Consider the following 14,662-nt stretch of genomic DNA (forward strand, 5'->3'; position numbering starts at 1 on the left):
GCGCCGCTCAGGACTCGTCGTCGACGATCGTCCGGGCCTTCGCCATGGCCCGCTGGTCATCGGCGCGTCGTGCGTCCAGCGCCTTCTTGTTCTTGCTGATGGCGGCCTTCTGCGCGCGGCTCTCGACGGCGTGCACGGCCTGGATGAAGCCGGTGTCGAGCTTGCACCGGGCGTCCGCGGCGGCGGTCTTCTTCTCCTTCTCCGTCGGCTCGTCACCGCGGAACCAGTCGGAGTCGGCCGACGCCTGGTCCGGGTCGGAGTAGCGGAAGCCCTTGTCCTTCATGCAGTCCGACCACTCGCGCTCGGCCTTCTTCCAGGCGGGGTCCTTCCGCGCCTGCTTGTGCGCCTGGTACCAGTACTGCGCGGGGAGCGAGTAGTAGCCGCTGAGCCGCACGCCGCCGATCTTCGTCGGCTTGGGCTCGGGACCGTAGATCTTCCGGACCGCCTCCCCCATGCACCCCTTCTCGGGAATGAGGTGGCCGTGCGCCCGGTGGCTGTCGCCGGACTCGAAGGTGCCGGTGAGGGCCGCGTACTGGTCGGCGGGCCACTCCATGGGCTGGGCGTCGGACTCGTCCCGCCTCGCGTTGTGGTAGCCGTGCTCGGCCGCCAGGCCGGGGTCGTCCACGCCGTACGGGCTGTCGTCCCCGACCTCGCTGCCGCTCGTGAGGGTGCCCTGCCGCACCGGGTAGGTCGACTCGACGGTCCTGAGGTCGAGCGTCTTGAAACCGGTGAACCCGAGCCGGACCATGCAGCGCTTGGCGAGGATCCACTGCGCCGTGCCGACGGCCTTGCCGTCGCGGGACGTCGCGTCCGGCATGTAGGCGTTCAGCGGGAACGACTTCATGGTGTTGAGGCGGCGGGCCTCGTCGCCGGGGTCGTCGTCGCCGGCGAACTGGCACGCCGACACGGCGAGCAGGCCGGTGAGAGCAAGGGGGAGGATTTTACGCACCCGGTCATACGACCAGGCAGGGATCATGTGCGCTGTGATGGAAGCCATAGTTCCGGCACATGGTGTTCACAGAACGCCCATGTGATCTCCGTTACGGCCGCCCGGCCCCGCGTCTGATGGAGTGAGCCCCCGTCAACTGACCACTGACAGAAGGGGGAACCATGACCAACGGCCAGGGAACCCGGGTACGCGGAAGAGCCGCCGTCGCCATGGCGGCCGGTGCCGTCCTCGGGGCGGGCGTCCTCGCGACCGCTCCCGCCCAGGCGGCCACGGCGCCGGCCGCGGCCAGCGCCCCGCGCTCCGCCGCCGCGGCACCGCAGGTGCCGGCCCAGGGCGCGTACGCCATGAACCCGGCGACGGGCAAGCAGCTCTTCGGCAAGGCGCCGGACGGACGGCTGCGGACCGGCTCCACGACGAAGATCATGACGGCGCTCGTGGTGCTGTCGCAGCGGAACGTGAACCTCGACAAGAAGGTGAAGATCAAGAGGGAGTACACGGACTACGTCATCGACCCGGTGACGCATGTTCAGCGGTACTCCAGCGCGAACCTGATCCTCGGCGACTCGATGAAGGTCCGCGACCTGCTGTACGGCCTGCTGCTCCCGTCGGGCTGCGACGCGGCCTACGCGCTCGCGGACACCTACGGCACGGGCTCGACGACGGCTCAGCGGACCAAGTCGTTCATCGGCAAGATGAACGCCAAGGCACGCGAACTCGGCCTGAAGAACACCCACTTCGACTCCTTCGACGGGGTGTCCAACGGGAAGAACTACTCCTCGCCGCGTGACCTGGCCAAGCTGGCCGGGGCCGCGCTGAAGAACAAGACCTTCAAGAAGGTCGTCGGCACGAAGGTCTACGACGACATGCAGTCGTACCGGCCCGGCGGCGGAACACACGCCATGAAGCCGTGGAACAACTCGAACAAGCTCCTCACCTCCTACCGGGGCGCGTTCGGCGTGAAGACCGGATCCGGCCCGGAGGCGAAGTTCTGCCTGGTGTTCGCGGCCACCCGTGGTTCGAAGACGGTCGTGGGCACGATTCTCGCGGACACGTCGGCGGACCAGCGTTTCAAGGACGCGACGAAGATCCTGGACTACGGCTTCACCCAGCGCGGCTGAGCCGGCCCGGGGGGATCCGCGGGTCCCCCCGGCACCCGCGTCGGGCCGGTCCGCCGGGGCCGCGCGGGCAACCCTTCCGGCACGAGAGCCCTCTCACCGAGCGGACAGACGACGCAGGGTCCTTGAGGGGGAACTCACGTGCTCATGACCGACCGGAGGGCCAAGCGGGGGGCGTGGACGCCGGCCGCACTGGGACTGCTCGCGCTGCTCACGGTGTCCTGCGACACCGGCGCGCGGCAGCCACCGCCCTCCGCGCGCTCGACGGTACCGGCCCAGGTCGCGGCCTACGACGCCGGCTGGCGCACCGGGAAAGGGATCTACGCGTCCGGCGGCAAGGGGATGGCGATCCGCGAAGTGGTCTGGGGCGGCTGTGTGCGCCGCTCGCTCACGGCCCGGCCGCGGGAGGTCGTGGAGCGGGACCGCGGTGCCTGGGTCCTCGGCTGCCGGCAGGGCGTCTCCGGCGCACCCCGCCGGCCCCCGGCCCGTCCCCTGACCCGCCGGGAGACGGACCCGCGTCTGCTGGCCGACTTCCGCTCCTGGGCCGCGCGGCACGGTGCGCAGGACTCCGCGGCGAAGGCGACCCAGGTCGTCCTGGTCCACCTCGGCGACCACGACTACGACGTCGAACTCACCAGCGCCCACGGCCCCGGCGACCGCGCGGCGGACCTCGCCGACGTGTTCGCCGAGTGGTGGGACGGCGACGACGGAGACACGGGCGTCGCCTGGAACCTGCTCCTCCTCACGCGGGACGGCGAGCGTCTCCTGACCCGGGATCTGTGACCGGCCCACCCGGCTCCGGCCGGCGCTCGCAGATCGCTCCGGCGAGGATCCCGAGGGTCACGGCGGCGAGGCCGAGGCCGGCGACGCCCGTGTTGACCCAGAAGTAGCCGGGGCTGCTCGGACGGGTGCTGCCGTCGGCCAGGACACAGTCGAAGCGGAGCGGCACCCAGGAGGCCTCCTGGCCGACGAGCACACCGGGCGGGAAGTCGTCGCGGCACTCGTGGGCCGGTGTGGAGTCCGCGCCGGAGGAGGACTCGTGCACGGAGAGCGCGACCGATCCCGCGCCCAGGAAATAGAGGACGACCGCGGCCCAGCCCGCCATCCACGCCGACCAGCGCACCAGGTCGAACCGCCAGTCCGGGCGCCTGCCGGGCATCGCCACGGACAGGACCTTGACGAGGACGGCGATCACCCAGGCGGGGACCGCGACAACGGCCGGGAAGAGCAGGAAGCCGAAGAGAATGCCGAGCGCGGAGTCGTCGTCCATCGGGTGATCCCAGCAGGGCCGCACCGTCCGGACCGTGACGGAAGCCACAGTTCCGGCCACAGCCTCGTCACAGGGCGGGGAGAGGGGGCGGGGCTTTGAGGCGGGACCTGGAAGGGGGCGGGGCCCTGGTACGGGGCGGGGCCCTGGCAGAGGGGCGCGGCGGGCAGGGGGTGGGGCCCTCGCACCGGGCGCGGCCCTGGCGGGGGGCGCGGCCCTGGCAGACGGCGGGGCCCTGGCACACGCGGGCGGCCCTGACAGAGGGGCGCGGCGGGCAGGGGGCGGGGCCTCGGCACCGGGGCGGGGCCCCGGGACCGGTGGGCTCGCGGGATGCCCGGGACGGCGGCTCGCGGGCTGGGCCCCGGGCGGGTGGACCGATGCCCGGGGCCCATGGGCCGGGACCCGTGGGCCGGGACCCCTCGGCCGGGACCCGTGGGCCGGGACCCCTCGGCCGGGTCTCAGGCGTGAGAGGCCGGGGCCGTTGGAGTGGGCCCCAGGGCGACGTCCCGGGGCTCGTGGGGCTGGGCCCCGGGACGGGGGCGGGTCACCGGGTGGCTACGGCAGCTGGGCCTGGACCTGGCTGGAGATCAGCTCCAGGTGGTCCAGATCGCCGAGGTCCAGCACCTGGAGGTAGATCCGCTGGGAACCGATCTCCGCGTACCGGCCGATCTTGTCGACGACCTCGGCCGGGGAACCGGCCAGCCCGTTGGCCTTCAGCTCGTCCACCTCACGGCCGATCGCGGCGGCACGCCGGGCCACCTCCTGGTCGTCCTTGCCGACGCAGACGACGAGCGCGTTGGAGTACGTCAGGTCGTCCGCGTCGCGGCCCGCCTCCACCGCGGCGGCCCGCACGCGGCCGAACTGCCGCTCGCTGTCCTCGATCGACGCGAACGGGATGTTGAACTCGTCGGCGTACCGGGCGGCGAGCCGCGGGGTCCGGGTCGCGCCATGGCCGCCGATGAGCACCGGGACCTTCTTCTGGGCGGGCTTGGGCAGCGCCGGGGAGTCGGTGAGGTTGTAGTACGTGCCGTGGAAGTCGAAGGTCTTGCCGACCTCGGTCGCCCACAGCCCGGTGACGATCGCGAGCTGCTCCTCCAGCCGCGCGAACTTCTCCTTCGGGAAGGGGATGCCGTACGCCTTGTGCTCCTCCTCGAACCAGCCCGCGCCGAGGCCGAGTTCCACCCGGCCGCCGGACATCTGGTCGACCTGGGCGACCTGGATGGCGAGCACACCGGGGAGGCGGAAGGTGCCGGCGGTCATCAGCGTGCCGAGGCGGATGCGCTTGGTCTCGCGGGCGAGGCCGGCCAGGGTGATCCAGGCGTCCGTCGGGCCGGGCAGGCCGTCCACGCTGCCCATGCGGAGGTAGTGGTCGGAACGGAAGAAGGCGTCGAAGCCCAGGTCCTCGGTGGCCTTGGCCACGGTGAGCAGGGTGTCGTAGGTAGCCCCCTGCTGGGGCTCGGTGAAGATTCGAAGGTCCATACACCCATCCTGCACGGCGCCGCCCGCGTCAACCGCGCCGGTACCGTCCGGCACGGCCGTCCCCGGTCGGGTGAAATTCGTTCTCGTCGGGTCGTCGGAGCCGGACCGTCGGTAGCCCGCGCCGGACGGTGGCTTCCCTCGCGCTCATCCCGCCGTCCCCCGCACCCGCCGCCCGCGCACGGCCGTCGCCCAAAACCGGGCCGAGCCGAACTGAGGCCCGCACCCGCACCCGCCGGACGTGCCGCCCACCTGCCGCGCCACCCCGCGTTGGAGCCCCGCTCACACGCCCGACGGGCTGTCCTGGATGTCCTCGGGCAGTACGTCCTCCCGGGCCGCCAGCTTGCGCAGCATGTCCAGGACGCGGTCGCGGGACTCGTCGGCCGCGTCGATCGCCTCCATGCACTGCCAGTACGTCGTCTCGTCGGCCGCGGCGCTGGCCATGCCGACCAGGGCTATGCCGACCTCGCCGAGCAGGCCGCCGAGGCAGAGCAGGGTCTCCCGGGCGTCGTCCAGCTCGGTGAGCTGGGCGGCGCGCAGGTCGCCGGGGTCGAGTTCGGGCGGGTCCAGGACTCCGCAGCCCCGGCCCGCCAGCTCCGTCAGTCCCAGTGCCTCCCCGCGCAGCTCCGGCGGGCCGGAGACCGCGAGGCGGCTCCCGATCGCCTGCGCCAGGGCCTGCGCCTGCCAGACCTCCGCCATCATCTCCGCCGCGTCGGCGCCACCCGCCAGGGCTCGCCTGCTCGTGAGAATGAGCCGTACCGCATCCATATGGTGCCCCCGTCCCTCCGCCGCGCCACCTCGCACGGCTGCCCGAACTCCCTTGTTCACTACCCAGCGTGAGGGGCCGTGGGGCGAAAAGCCAGAGGAAGACCGAAATCTGTGGACAACAATTCGGATTCGCCCGGCATTTTGACTCCACAGAGTAATAACGGAGTTCAATCGTCCGATTCTTGGTCCCCGCTACCTGGAAGCGGGAAGCGGCGCTCGTTGCGGTCGATCTTCGCGGCCAGCGCGGCGAGCGGGTCGATGCCGAGGACCTCGCAGAGCTGGAGCAGATAGGCCAGGACGTCGGCGACCTCGTCCGTGACGCGGTGAGCCGTGCCGGGGTCGTCCATCACCCGGGCGGACTCCTCGGGCGTCAGCCACTGGAAGATCTCGACCAGTTCGGAGGCCTCCACCGAGAGGGCGGCGGCGAGGTTCTTGGGCGTGTGGTAGGGCTGCCAGTTCCGCGCGGCGGCGAACTCGGCCAGTCTGCGCTGGAGTCGGGCCAGGCCGGGATCGGGGTGTTCGGTCACGGGTTCAGGTGTACCACCGTGACACCGGGGGTCCTGGTGGCCCACGAGGCGTCGCTCACCGCGGCCACACAGCGGATGTGCCCCCGTTCGCCCATCCGCGCGGCCGTCCGCAGCACCTCCCGGCGCTGGCACGGATCCAGGCCACGGTCGAAGCCGTCGGCGAGGACGGTGAGGGTCCGCAGTGCGTCGGGCACCTCGCCCGGGGTGTCCACGTCGAGCACGCCCGGTCCGGTCAGCAGCACCAGCGTCAGCGCGAGATAGCGCAGTTCGCCGTCGCCGAGCCGGGCGAGTTCGGTGCGGAAGCCGTCGCCGCGGTCGAGCAGCGCCCGTACCGTGCCGTCGGCCAGCGGCTCGGCGACCAGGTCGGTCACCCGCCCGGCGCATCCCGCGTGCAGCGCCTCGACCAGCAGGCCGTGCCGCCGGCCGCACTCCGCGCGCGTACGCCACAGCACGTCGGCGAGGTTGTCGCAGCCGCGCAGCAGCCGGCCCGAGCCGGTGGGGACGGGGGCGCGCATGTGCTCGGGGCGCGGATCGCAGGGGAAGACGGAGCGCAGGGCGACGACCATCTGTTCGGCCGCGGCGAGCACATGGCGCTGGCCGTCCGTCTTGCCGGCCACGCGCAGCGGCAGCAGGGCGGTGCCCAGGCGGTCGTCGGGGAGCGGGGCGCGGGTGACCGCGGCGGAGCCGGCGGTGTGCCAGGCGGCCTGGACGGTCCGGCGTCCGGGGTCGCGCAGGGCCGTCTCCAGCAGGACGACTCCGCGCGCGGTCAGCCGCTCCCCCACGATCCGCGGGTACGGTTCGGCCTGGACGGCGAGGTCGAGCCGGACCGGGCCCTCGGCGCCGTCGGCCGTACAGCCGATCCGGAATCCCCGCCGCCCCTCGGCGTCGGGGCGGGCCCGCTCCGGCACGCAGGCGACCGGGTCGGGGAACGCCTCCCCGAGGGGGGCGCCGCCGCCGAGCCGTGCCAGCGCCTCGTACGCGGCGAGCGCGGTGGTCTTGCCCGCCCCGCTGGGCCCCGCGAACACGGTGACCGGCCCGAGCGGGAATCCGGCCCGCCGGTGCCCGGCGAAGGCCGACAGCCGCAGTTCGGTGATCCGGGAGCGGATGTCGGGGGACGGAGGGGACTGCGCGGGGACGGTGGCGGCTGACGCGTCGGCCGCCGGCGGCTCAGCGGACACGGAGGGCACGGCCATATGCGGACCGTAGGCCTCCACCCGTACGCCGAACCGTTTCACTGCTGGGACGTTCCTACGATCGGGGGACCTGACGGCAGCCGACATCCCGCGCAGACCAGGAATTTTGCAGAAGATGACGGTCTTGTGGTCGTTGTCGGTGCTCACCGTTACTCTGCCGGGGTGTACGAGGAGTTCGAGGGGGGCGATCCCGCCGCGCGCAGGCGTGCGGCGATCGCCGCGGAGAAGGACCGGCTGGCCCGCGACCGTGAGCGGCGCGAATCCCGCGACCGCACGGCGGTCAGCGGCTTCCTGCGCCGGAAATGGGCCTGGCTGGGCGTGACCGGGGATGCCGTCACCGCCGTGCACGGTATTCTGGACGCACTCTCGGCCGCACCGGGTCTGCCCGCCGAACCGCGCGCCGTGCTGCGCGCCGCGACCGCCGGCGCGCCGGACCGCGAGGCGCTCCTCCCGGCGGTGCGCAGGGCGCTGGAACACGCGGCTCCGGAAGAGGTGCTGGGGCACATACGGGCCCTGTGGGAAGCGGACATTCCCTGGCTGACCGACGCGGGAGCGGAGCGTTGCCGGGTGATCTGCTCCAGCGCGCCGAGCCTGCTGCTCGTCAGCGGCCGGGCCCGCGCCGTCTCCGGCGGTCCGGCCTTCTCCCTCTTCGCCGCTGCCGCCACCCGCGGCGCCGTCCCCGTGCCCACGCGCCATCTGCCCGACATCCTGCCCTGGGCGCCGCTGCCCGTCCTGGACGACCTGGTGGACCACGGCGGTCTGCTGCCCGAGGACAGGCCGTGGGCGGACCGGGACCCGGACGAGGCGCTCTACCTGCGCGCACGCCTCGTGCCGGACAAGGTCGCTCCGCAGGACGCGGCCGCCCTGGAGTGGACCGACTACCTGCGGCGCGAGGCGTTCCTGAGCGGTGCGCGGCTGGAGCGGCTCGACCCCGCCGATCTGTGGGACCTGCTGTACGACGTCGTCGCCGACGGGGACATCACGCGGATCGACGAGCTGGACGCTCTGCTGCCCCGCACCCAGCAGATCCAGCTCCGGGACCTCAGGTCCGGGGCGATCAACGGGGAATGGCCGCGCGAGACGGTCGCCGACACGGGGCTGTGGCTGCTGATGGCCAGCCTGTGGCAGCCGCAGCAGAGCGTCAGTCCCCAACTGAGCCCGTTCCACGCGCTGGTGGCGCTGAACCGCGCGTACGACTTGTTGAAGGCGGGCCGGCTGGAGGAGGCCGGGCAGCAGGCGGCCCGGTTCGAGAAGGGCGGCACCGGCAGGAAGGCCGGCACCGGACTGCGTCAGGAGGCGCTCACCATCAGGGCGTACGCCGCCGCGGTGGAGGGCGACCTCGCGCAGGCCGAGGCGCTCGCGGAGGCCGCCGCCAGACTGGGTGAGCAGGCGGTGGCCAATCTGGCTCTGGTGCGCGGCTGGAGGGCCACGCCGAAGAACAGGCGCGACCGGGTCACCAACCCCTTCATCGAACTCGGTCTGGACCACGGCTCGTCCCGTTGGGAGAAGCACTGCCGGGAGCTGTTCCGCGAGGCTGAGGGCGACCACACCGAGCAGGCCCGGATCAACGACGCGGAGGAACGCATCCGCGCCGCGCAGGGCACCGACGCCGGTCTGTCGGTCTTCTTCCGGATCCCCCTGGAGCCCGACCGGTATCTGATGCCGGACTCGGTTCCCGCCACGCTCGTACCGCCGGTGGCGGCGCTGCCACGGCGCACGCCCGCGGTGAGCGGCGCGGAACTGGAGCGGATCCGGGCGCGCGCCGCCGTGGAACTCCTCGACGACCTGCGCAGCACGCCACCACGTCTCGACCGCCACGACCGACGGGCCTGATCACCGCCCGGCCGTTCTCCACACCCTCTCTGCGAGGTAATCGTCCGCAATGTCCCCCAGCAAGAACCCCTCTCGATCCACCGGCTCGCGGGGCCGGTCAGCCGACCAGAAGGCCGCGCCGAGGAAGGCCGCCGCCAGGAAGAGGGTCGACAAGGCCGACCGCCCCGGGCGTATCTGCCCGGCGTGCGGCGGTGTGCAGCCCGGGGCGGAGGCGCGCGCCAAGGGCCCCAAGCCCACTGGTCTGCGCATACGCCAGGCCGGCCGCACGGCCACCGCCCGGCCTGCACCGGCCGCGAAACGACCCGACTCCACCGAGGCGCCCGTCGAGCCCACCGAACCGCCCGCACCCATCGAGGCCCCGGCGTCGGCGCCCACCCGGGTTCCGGTCGACGCGCCCACGCTGATCAAGGGCATCGTCGAGCGCGTCCCCGCCGCTCTCGCGAAGGCCGCGGCGGGCGACGCGCCTGCGCCGGGCGCGCTCACCGCGGCCGTGCGCAAGGCCGTTCTGGACGAGTTCCGGACCCGCGCGGCCTTCACCGGCCGCGTGGCCGAGATGGACGCCCTGCTGTGGACACAGCCGGACCACGGCGGTCCGGCCGTCCGCGCCTCGATGGCGGACCATCTGAAGGCCCTCGGGATCCGGCGGCTGGACACACCGGACCAGGCGGAAGCGTTCGTCGTCACGGAGGGTACGGGCGATGCCTTCGAACTGCTCCGCCCCGCCTACGTCGACGATCTGACGGGCAAGGTCATCCTGGCCGGTCAGCTCCGGCGGATCGCGCCGGACGCCGCACAGCACACCACGGGAGAAGACGCATGACGGCCACCGGTATCGACTTCGGCACCACGAACTCGGTGGCCGCGCAGTGGACCGGTGGCGAGTTCGCCGAGGTGCTGGAGATCGGCGGCCATGGGCTGGACGCCACCTGGCGCCGTCCGGGCTTCGAGCGCCTGTACCCGTCCGTGGTCGGCACCAGTTCGCTGCGCACCGGCACCCTGTTCGGCTGGGAGGCCAAGCTGCGCTCCGAGCGCGCCGTGGAGGCGTGCAAGCGGATGCTGCGCGAAGAACCGCTCGTCACCATCGGGGGCGAACGGTTCGCCGCCACCACCGCAGCGGCCGCGGTGTTCCGGTCGATGGTCCTCGCCGCACAGGACGAGGCGGCCACGGACATCGACGAGGCGGTCATCACCGTACCGGCCAACGCCACCGGCGCGGCCCGGTTCCGTACCCGGGAGGCGGCCCGTGCCGCGGGCATCAGGGTGCGCGCCCTGCTGAACGAGCCGACCGCCGCGGCCATCGCCTACGCCCACTACCTGGAGGAGGAGGGCGAGTTCCTGGTCTTCGACTGGGGCGGCGGCACGATGGACGCCACCCTCCTGCTGCACGACGACGGCTTCTTCGACGAGAAGGCCAGCCGTGGTGTCAACCGGCTCGGCGGTCTGGAGATCGACGAACGGCTGCGCCGCATGGTCCTGGAGCGGTCCCCCGCGCAGCGGGCCTGGACGGAGTCGGAGAAGCGGCAGTTCCGGCTCGACATCGAACGCAGCAAGATCCTGCTGTCCCAGCAGGAGTCGGTCAGCGTGCTGACCCCGGACGGCGCGTCGGTGGAGATCGGCCAGGACGAGTTCTCGTACGAGATCCAGGACCTGATCACCCGGGCGCTGGAGCCCGTCGAGGAGTGCCTCGCCCAGGCACAGCTCGATCCGGAAAACCTGACCGCCGTACTGATGATCGGCGGCAGCAGCCAGATTCCGGCGGTACGCGCCGCGGTCGCCGAGGCGCTCGACCGGGATCCGGTGTCCGTCGAGGCGTTCGACCCGATGACGGCGGTGGCCGAGGGCGCGGCGATCTGCGCCGCCGCCATGGCCGGGGAACTGGACAGCATCATCCGGGTGGTCAACACGCACGCGCTCGGCACGGTCACGACCGGGAGCGACGGCAACAGGCGGTTCAGCACGCTGATCCCGCGCAATCTGCGGCTGCCGCAGCAGCGGGTGAAGTCGTACGAGCCCAACAAGGACAACGTCACCAAGCTGACGGTCGAGGTCTGGGAAGGGGCGCCGGACCGGCCGGTGGAGCACCCGGACAACGTCAAGCTGACCGAGCTTCAGCTGACGTATCCGGAGCCCTGCCGCGACCGGAGCGAGGGCGTCTTCGACCTGGAGTTCACCTACAGCAAGGAGGGGCTGCTGTCGGTCAAGGCGACCCTGCAGCGGACCGGTGAGGTCGTGCTCAACGGTGAGGTCAAGGTGTTCGGCGACGGCGCGGTGGAGCCGGAGGTGACGAAGGAGCTCGAACGGCTGCTGGCCCTGTCCCCGGCTTCGCGGCCGGTGCCGAGGCCCACGCATCCGCAGGCCCCGGCGGGCAGGCCGCGGCAGTCCGGTGAGTCCACCGAGCCCCTGGTCGTGGACGGCTCCAACCTCGCCTGGAACGGCAGGCCGCCGCGGGCGCAGGGCGGCCGGCCGAGCTTCGCGGCGCTCCAGGCGGCGGTGACCGCGCTGCGGTTCAAGCATCCGCAGCGCGACATCCACGTGGTCGTGGACGCCTCCCTGCGGCACCAGGTCAGCGCGGAGGAAAGGCCGCTGGTCGAGCAGGCGGTCGCGGAGCACCAGGTCGTCCAGCCGCCGGCCGGCACGGAGGGCCGGGGTGACGCGTTGGTCATCAGCATCGCCGAGGAAGTGGGCGGCATCATCGTCTCCAACGACAACTTCGCCCCGTTCCAGAAGGACAACCCCTGGCTGCTGAGCAAGGGACGCGTCATCGGAGCGACGCAGTCGCACGGCGTGTGGGTGTTCCCCGCCCGCACCCCGAACCCGGCGGCGGGAGCCGTACGGCACTGAGAGCGCGCTGTCCGACAGCCCCGGCCGCGCCGCCGGGCGCCGGATCCGAGGCCGCGCCGCGCACCACCGTGGCCCGCGCCGCGCACGCCGGGCCCCCGGCGGCGCGGCCGGGGCCCGGGTCGGGCACCGTGAGGCGCGAGTGGCCGGTGGCGGCCGCTCAGCCGCCGGAGATGGCCGCGCCCTCCATCAGTCCGCTGACCTCCGTCCCGGGCGGGGTGAGGAGGAAGACGTTCCGGTCGACGCGGTGCATGCCGCTGCCCAGGCCGAAGACGACGCCCGTGCTGAAGTCGAGGACGCGCTTGGCGACGTCACCCTCCGCACCGGACAGGTCGAGCAGCACCGGCGCTCCGGCCATCAGGGTCTCGGCGACTTCCCGGGCGTCCGCGAAGACGTTGACACGCAGGACCACGAACCGGCGCCGGGTCTCGGTCTCGGCGTCGGGCAGCGAGCGGTGGTCCACCGCGGACGGCCAGGCGTCCCGGCCCCGCAGCGGCACGACCTGGGCGAGCCCTTCCCACTGTTCATCGGTGACGTCGTAACGGCTCACCGGCTCCCCCTGATCTGACTCGCACTCAATCCCTGCACAGTCAATTCTTACGCCAAGTCACCCGTTCGGCCCAACAACGACACGGTGCGCGACCGGACCGGCCGTATCTCCCGCGTCACACCCTGCGTCAGATGTGCGGATTAGTCCGGTTCTTACCGGGCTCATACCCGACTCTTCACCGGCCTCCGTCCCCAGCTCACTCCTCCCCGCTAGCGTCCCGTGCCGTGCATGTGGCAGAGACACAGCAGGTGACAGCCGGCCGGCGGACATCGTCGGTGGTGTCCGCCGATCCGGGGGCCCGCGCGGCGGCGCCGGACGGACCCGCGCAGTGGCACCGCGTGCTGACGCTCCTCGCCGACGTGAGCCTGTTCATCGGCACGCGCTCGGTGTGGACCCAGGCGGTCAGGCACCAGCTGGTCCTCGCGGGGGTCATCTCCGTCTGCTACGCCTCGGTCCTGGTGACCGGCGTGCTCGCCCTCACCGTCCGCCGGACGCGCTCGCTGGCCCGCCTGGACCTGGTGGTCCTGGCGACCGCCGCCACCCTCGTCCTGTGCGCCTGGGCGCTCAACCACGGCGGCGGCGACGAGGCGGTCCTCACCTCCCAGGCCGCGCGGGAACTCGTCGCCGGGCACCCGGTGTACGAGCAGCCCTGGCCCTGGCTTTTCCACGCCAAGGGCGTCGCGCTGACGCCCACCATGGACGGCGGATACGACTTCACCTACGGCTATCCGCCACTGGCCCCGCTGCTCACCGCGCCCCTGCTGTGGCTGGGCCACGGCGGCGCCCCGGCCACGGCGGCGGCGACGGTCGCGCTGGTCGTGGGCACGGTGGTGCTGTGGCGGCTGCTCCCGGTGCCCTGGCGTTCGGCGGCGACGATGGTCTGCCTCGGCTTCGGCTTCCTGCCGATGTACGCCCGCCAGGGCTACCCGGCGATCACCGGCCTGGTCCTGCTGCTGCCGGTGGTGGTGCGCTGGCCCCGGCTCGGCGCGCGCGGCCGTCTGGGCGCGGCCGGGATCGCGCGGGCCGCGTGTCTCGGCGCCGCGTGCGCCGCCCAGCAACTGCCGTGGTTCGTCACACCGTTCCTGCTGGCCGGGATCTACGCCGTGCGACGCGGCGAACTGGGCGGCCGGCGGGCGGCGCGGGTGGTGCTGCGGATCGCGGGGACCGCGGTGCTCACCTGGCTGCTGATCAACGCGTACTTCGTCGTGAGCGAGCCCGGCCCGTGGCTGCGGGGCATCGCCCTGCCGCTGACCCAGGGCGCGGTGCCGCACGGCCAGGGGCTGGTGGACGTCTCGCTGTACTTCACCCACGGCAGCGACCGGCTCGACTGGTACGGCCGGGCGAGCGTGCTGCTCGCCGTCGCCCTGCCGGCGGTGTTCGTGCTGTTCGTCCGGCGGCTCGGGCCGGCCGCGACCGTACTGCCCTGGTGCGCCTTCTACCTGGCGACCCGGTCCCAGGACGGCTACTACCTGATGATGACCCCGCTGTGGCTGGCGGCGGCGGTCACCGCGCCCCTGCCGGAGTTCGCCCACGCCTGGCAGCCGCGGCCCCGCCCGTTCACCGGTCCGCGCCGCCGGGCCGCGCCGGCCCTGGCCGTCGTGGCGCTGATCACGCCCGCGCTGGTGAGCGCGGCCCTGGCGGCGACGGGGACCCCGCCGCTGCGGATGGACGTCACGGCGGCCCGGCACACCTCGGCGCAGACCCTGTCCCGGCTGACCCTGCGGGTCACCAACACGGGCGGCACCGCGCTCACCCCGCACTACATGCTCAGCGCCGGCCAGGGCATGAGCCGGTACTGGCCGCTGATGCGCGGCCCGGCGACGATTCCCGCGCACGGCACTGCGACCGTCGAACTCTGGGCGCCGTCCGGCGGTTTCCAGGTGCCGGCGAAATCCGGCACCCGGCTCCGGCTGCGCGCCTTCACGGCGAACCCGCAGACGCTGTCCACCCGGGACGTGCGCCGGGCTCAGCTGGGCCCCAGGCCGCCGCGCGGGTGAAGCGGAGCGTCGCCGTGACCGTGACCCCGTGGTCAGGCCGCGCATCATGCCGAGCTGGTCCCAGCCCATGCCGGACCGGCCCCGGCGTTCACGCCGGTCAGGCGGGCGGTGAGGGACAGGGGCCGGCTGATGCCCCCCGGACGGTCAGC

At 73.0% G+C, this 14,662-nt stretch carries 13 protein-coding genes; 6 read left to right on the top strand and 7 right to left on the bottom strand.

Annotation, left to right across the window (positions count from 1 at the left end):
- Positions 1 to 7: 7 nt before the first annotated feature.
- Entirely contained in the window at positions 8 to 997 is a 990-nt protein-coding gene (locus AB0L21_RS11840; RefSeq protein WP_365783614.1) for a hypothetical protein, read from the bottom strand.
- 113 nt (positions 998 to 1,110) lie between these two features.
- On the opposite strand from AB0L21_RS11840, the gene AB0L21_RS11845 reads away from it, so the two are divergent.
- Complete coding sequence (locus tag AB0L21_RS11845; RefSeq protein ID WP_365783616.1) at positions 1,111 to 2,067, top strand: serine hydrolase; 957 nt, start codon at positions 1,111 to 1,113, stop codon at positions 2,065 to 2,067.
- 144 nt (positions 2,068 to 2,211) lie between these two features.
- Positions 2,212 to 2,847 carry a hypothetical protein gene (locus tag AB0L21_RS11850; protein WP_365701193.1) on the top strand — a complete coding sequence of 212 codons (636 nt, stop codon included), beginning with the start codon at positions 2,212 to 2,214 and terminating at the stop codon, positions 2,845 to 2,847.
- Here AB0L21_RS11850 and AB0L21_RS11855 read toward each other — a convergent pair.
- From AB0L21_RS11855 to AB0L21_RS11875, 5 genes are all read right to left on the bottom strand, one after another.
- A complete protein-coding gene (locus AB0L21_RS11855; protein ID WP_365783618.1) occupies positions 2,807 to 3,334 on the bottom strand; it encodes a hypothetical protein in 528 nt (175 codons plus the stop codon). The genes AB0L21_RS11850 and AB0L21_RS11855 overlap by 41 nt on opposite strands.
- A 552-nt stretch (positions 3,335 to 3,886) precedes the next feature.
- Positions 3,887 to 4,810, bottom strand: coding sequence for an LLM class F420-dependent oxidoreductase (locus tag AB0L21_RS11860; RefSeq protein WP_365701188.1), 924 nt, complete (start codon positions 4,808 to 4,810; stop codon positions 3,887 to 3,889).
- A gap of 279 nt (positions 4,811 to 5,089) precedes the next feature.
- The gene (locus AB0L21_RS11865) at positions 5,090 to 5,575 is read right to left on the bottom strand and encodes a DUF6099 family protein (RefSeq protein ID WP_365701186.1); all 486 of its coding nucleotides are present in this window, start codon (positions 5,573 to 5,575) and stop codon (positions 5,090 to 5,092) included.
- A 167-nt stretch (positions 5,576 to 5,742) separates the two neighbouring features.
- On the bottom strand, positions 5,743 to 6,102 hold the full coding sequence (locus tag AB0L21_RS11870; RefSeq protein WP_365701184.1) for a nucleotide pyrophosphohydrolase: 360 nt from the start codon (positions 6,100 to 6,102) through the stop codon (positions 5,743 to 5,745).
- Positions 6,099 to 7,295, bottom strand: a complete 1,197-nt coding sequence (locus AB0L21_RS11875) for an ATP-binding protein (RefSeq protein ID WP_365701182.1) — start codon at positions 7,293 to 7,295, stop codon at positions 6,099 to 6,101. The genes AB0L21_RS11870 and AB0L21_RS11875 overlap by 4 nt, the downstream gene beginning before the upstream one ends.
- A gap of 162 nt (positions 7,296 to 7,457) precedes the next feature.
- On the opposite strand from AB0L21_RS11875, the gene AB0L21_RS11880 reads away from it, so the two are divergent.
- The 3 genes from AB0L21_RS11880 to AB0L21_RS11890 are packed head-to-tail and all read left to right on the top strand — an operon-like array spanning position 7,458 to position 11,969.
- Entirely contained in the window at positions 7,458 to 9,128 is a 1,671-nt protein-coding gene (locus AB0L21_RS11880; RefSeq protein ID WP_365783620.1) for a hypothetical protein, read from the top strand.
- A gap of 49 nt (positions 9,129 to 9,177) precedes the next feature.
- Positions 9,178 to 9,948, top strand: coding sequence for a hypothetical protein (locus tag AB0L21_RS11885; RefSeq protein WP_365783622.1), 771 nt, complete (start codon positions 9,178 to 9,180; stop codon positions 9,946 to 9,948).
- Positions 9,945 to 11,969 carry an Hsp70 family protein gene (locus AB0L21_RS11890; protein ID WP_365783623.1) on the top strand — a complete coding sequence of 675 codons (2,025 nt, stop codon included), beginning with the start codon at positions 9,945 to 9,947 and terminating at the stop codon, positions 11,967 to 11,969. Before AB0L21_RS11885 ends, AB0L21_RS11890 begins: the two co-directional genes overlap by 4 nt.
- Positions 11,970 to 12,126: 157 nt before the next feature.
- Here the strand turns inward: AB0L21_RS11890 and AB0L21_RS11895 are convergent, their stop codons facing one another.
- On the bottom strand, positions 12,127 to 12,516 hold the full coding sequence (locus AB0L21_RS11895; RefSeq protein WP_132783268.1) for a cell division protein SepF: 390 nt from the start codon (positions 12,514 to 12,516) through the stop codon (positions 12,127 to 12,129).
- Between the two features lie 275 nt (positions 12,517 to 12,791).
- On the opposite strand from AB0L21_RS11895, the gene AB0L21_RS11900 reads away from it, so the two are divergent.
- Positions 12,792 to 14,513, top strand: coding sequence for a hypothetical protein (locus tag AB0L21_RS11900; protein ID WP_365783705.1), 1,722 nt, complete (start codon positions 12,792 to 12,794; stop codon positions 14,511 to 14,513).
- Positions 14,514 to 14,662: the final 149 nt, after the last annotated feature.

The organism is Streptomyces sp. NPDC052721 (assembly GCF_040678315.1).
Lineage (GTDB): Bacteria > Actinomycetota > Actinomycetes > Streptomycetales > Streptomycetaceae > Streptomyces.

Excerpts from the sequence above, each read along its gene's own strand:
- AB0L21_RS11840 (WP_365783614.1), bottom strand. The coding sequence starts at position 997 with ATGGCTTCCATCACAGCGCACATGATCCCTGCCTGGTCGTATGACCGG.
- AB0L21_RS11845 (WP_365783616.1), top strand. The coding sequence starts at position 1,111 with ATGACCAACGGCCAGGGAACCCGGGTACGCGGAAGAGCCGCCGTCGCC.
- AB0L21_RS11850 (WP_365701193.1), top strand. The coding sequence starts at position 2,212 with ATGACCGACCGGAGGGCCAAGCGGGGGGCGTGGACGCCGGCCGCACTG.
- AB0L21_RS11855 (WP_365783618.1), bottom strand. The coding sequence starts at position 3,334 with ATGGACGACGACTCCGCGCTCGGCATTCTCTTCGGCTTCCTGCTCTTC.
- AB0L21_RS11860 (WP_365701188.1), bottom strand. The coding sequence starts at position 4,810 with ATGGACCTTCGAATCTTCACCGAGCCCCAGCAGGGGGCTACCTACGAC.
- AB0L21_RS11865 (WP_365701186.1), bottom strand. The coding sequence starts at position 5,575 with ATGGATGCGGTACGGCTCATTCTCACGAGCAGGCGAGCCCTGGCGGGT.
- AB0L21_RS11875 (WP_365701182.1), bottom strand. The coding sequence starts at position 7,295 with ATGGCCGTGCCCTCCGTGTCCGCTGAGCCGCCGGCGGCCGACGCGTCA.
- AB0L21_RS11885 (WP_365783622.1), top strand. The coding sequence starts at position 9,178 with ATGTCCCCCAGCAAGAACCCCTCTCGATCCACCGGCTCGCGGGGCCGG.
- AB0L21_RS11890 (WP_365783623.1), top strand. The coding sequence starts at position 9,945 with ATGACGGCCACCGGTATCGACTTCGGCACCACGAACTCGGTGGCCGCG.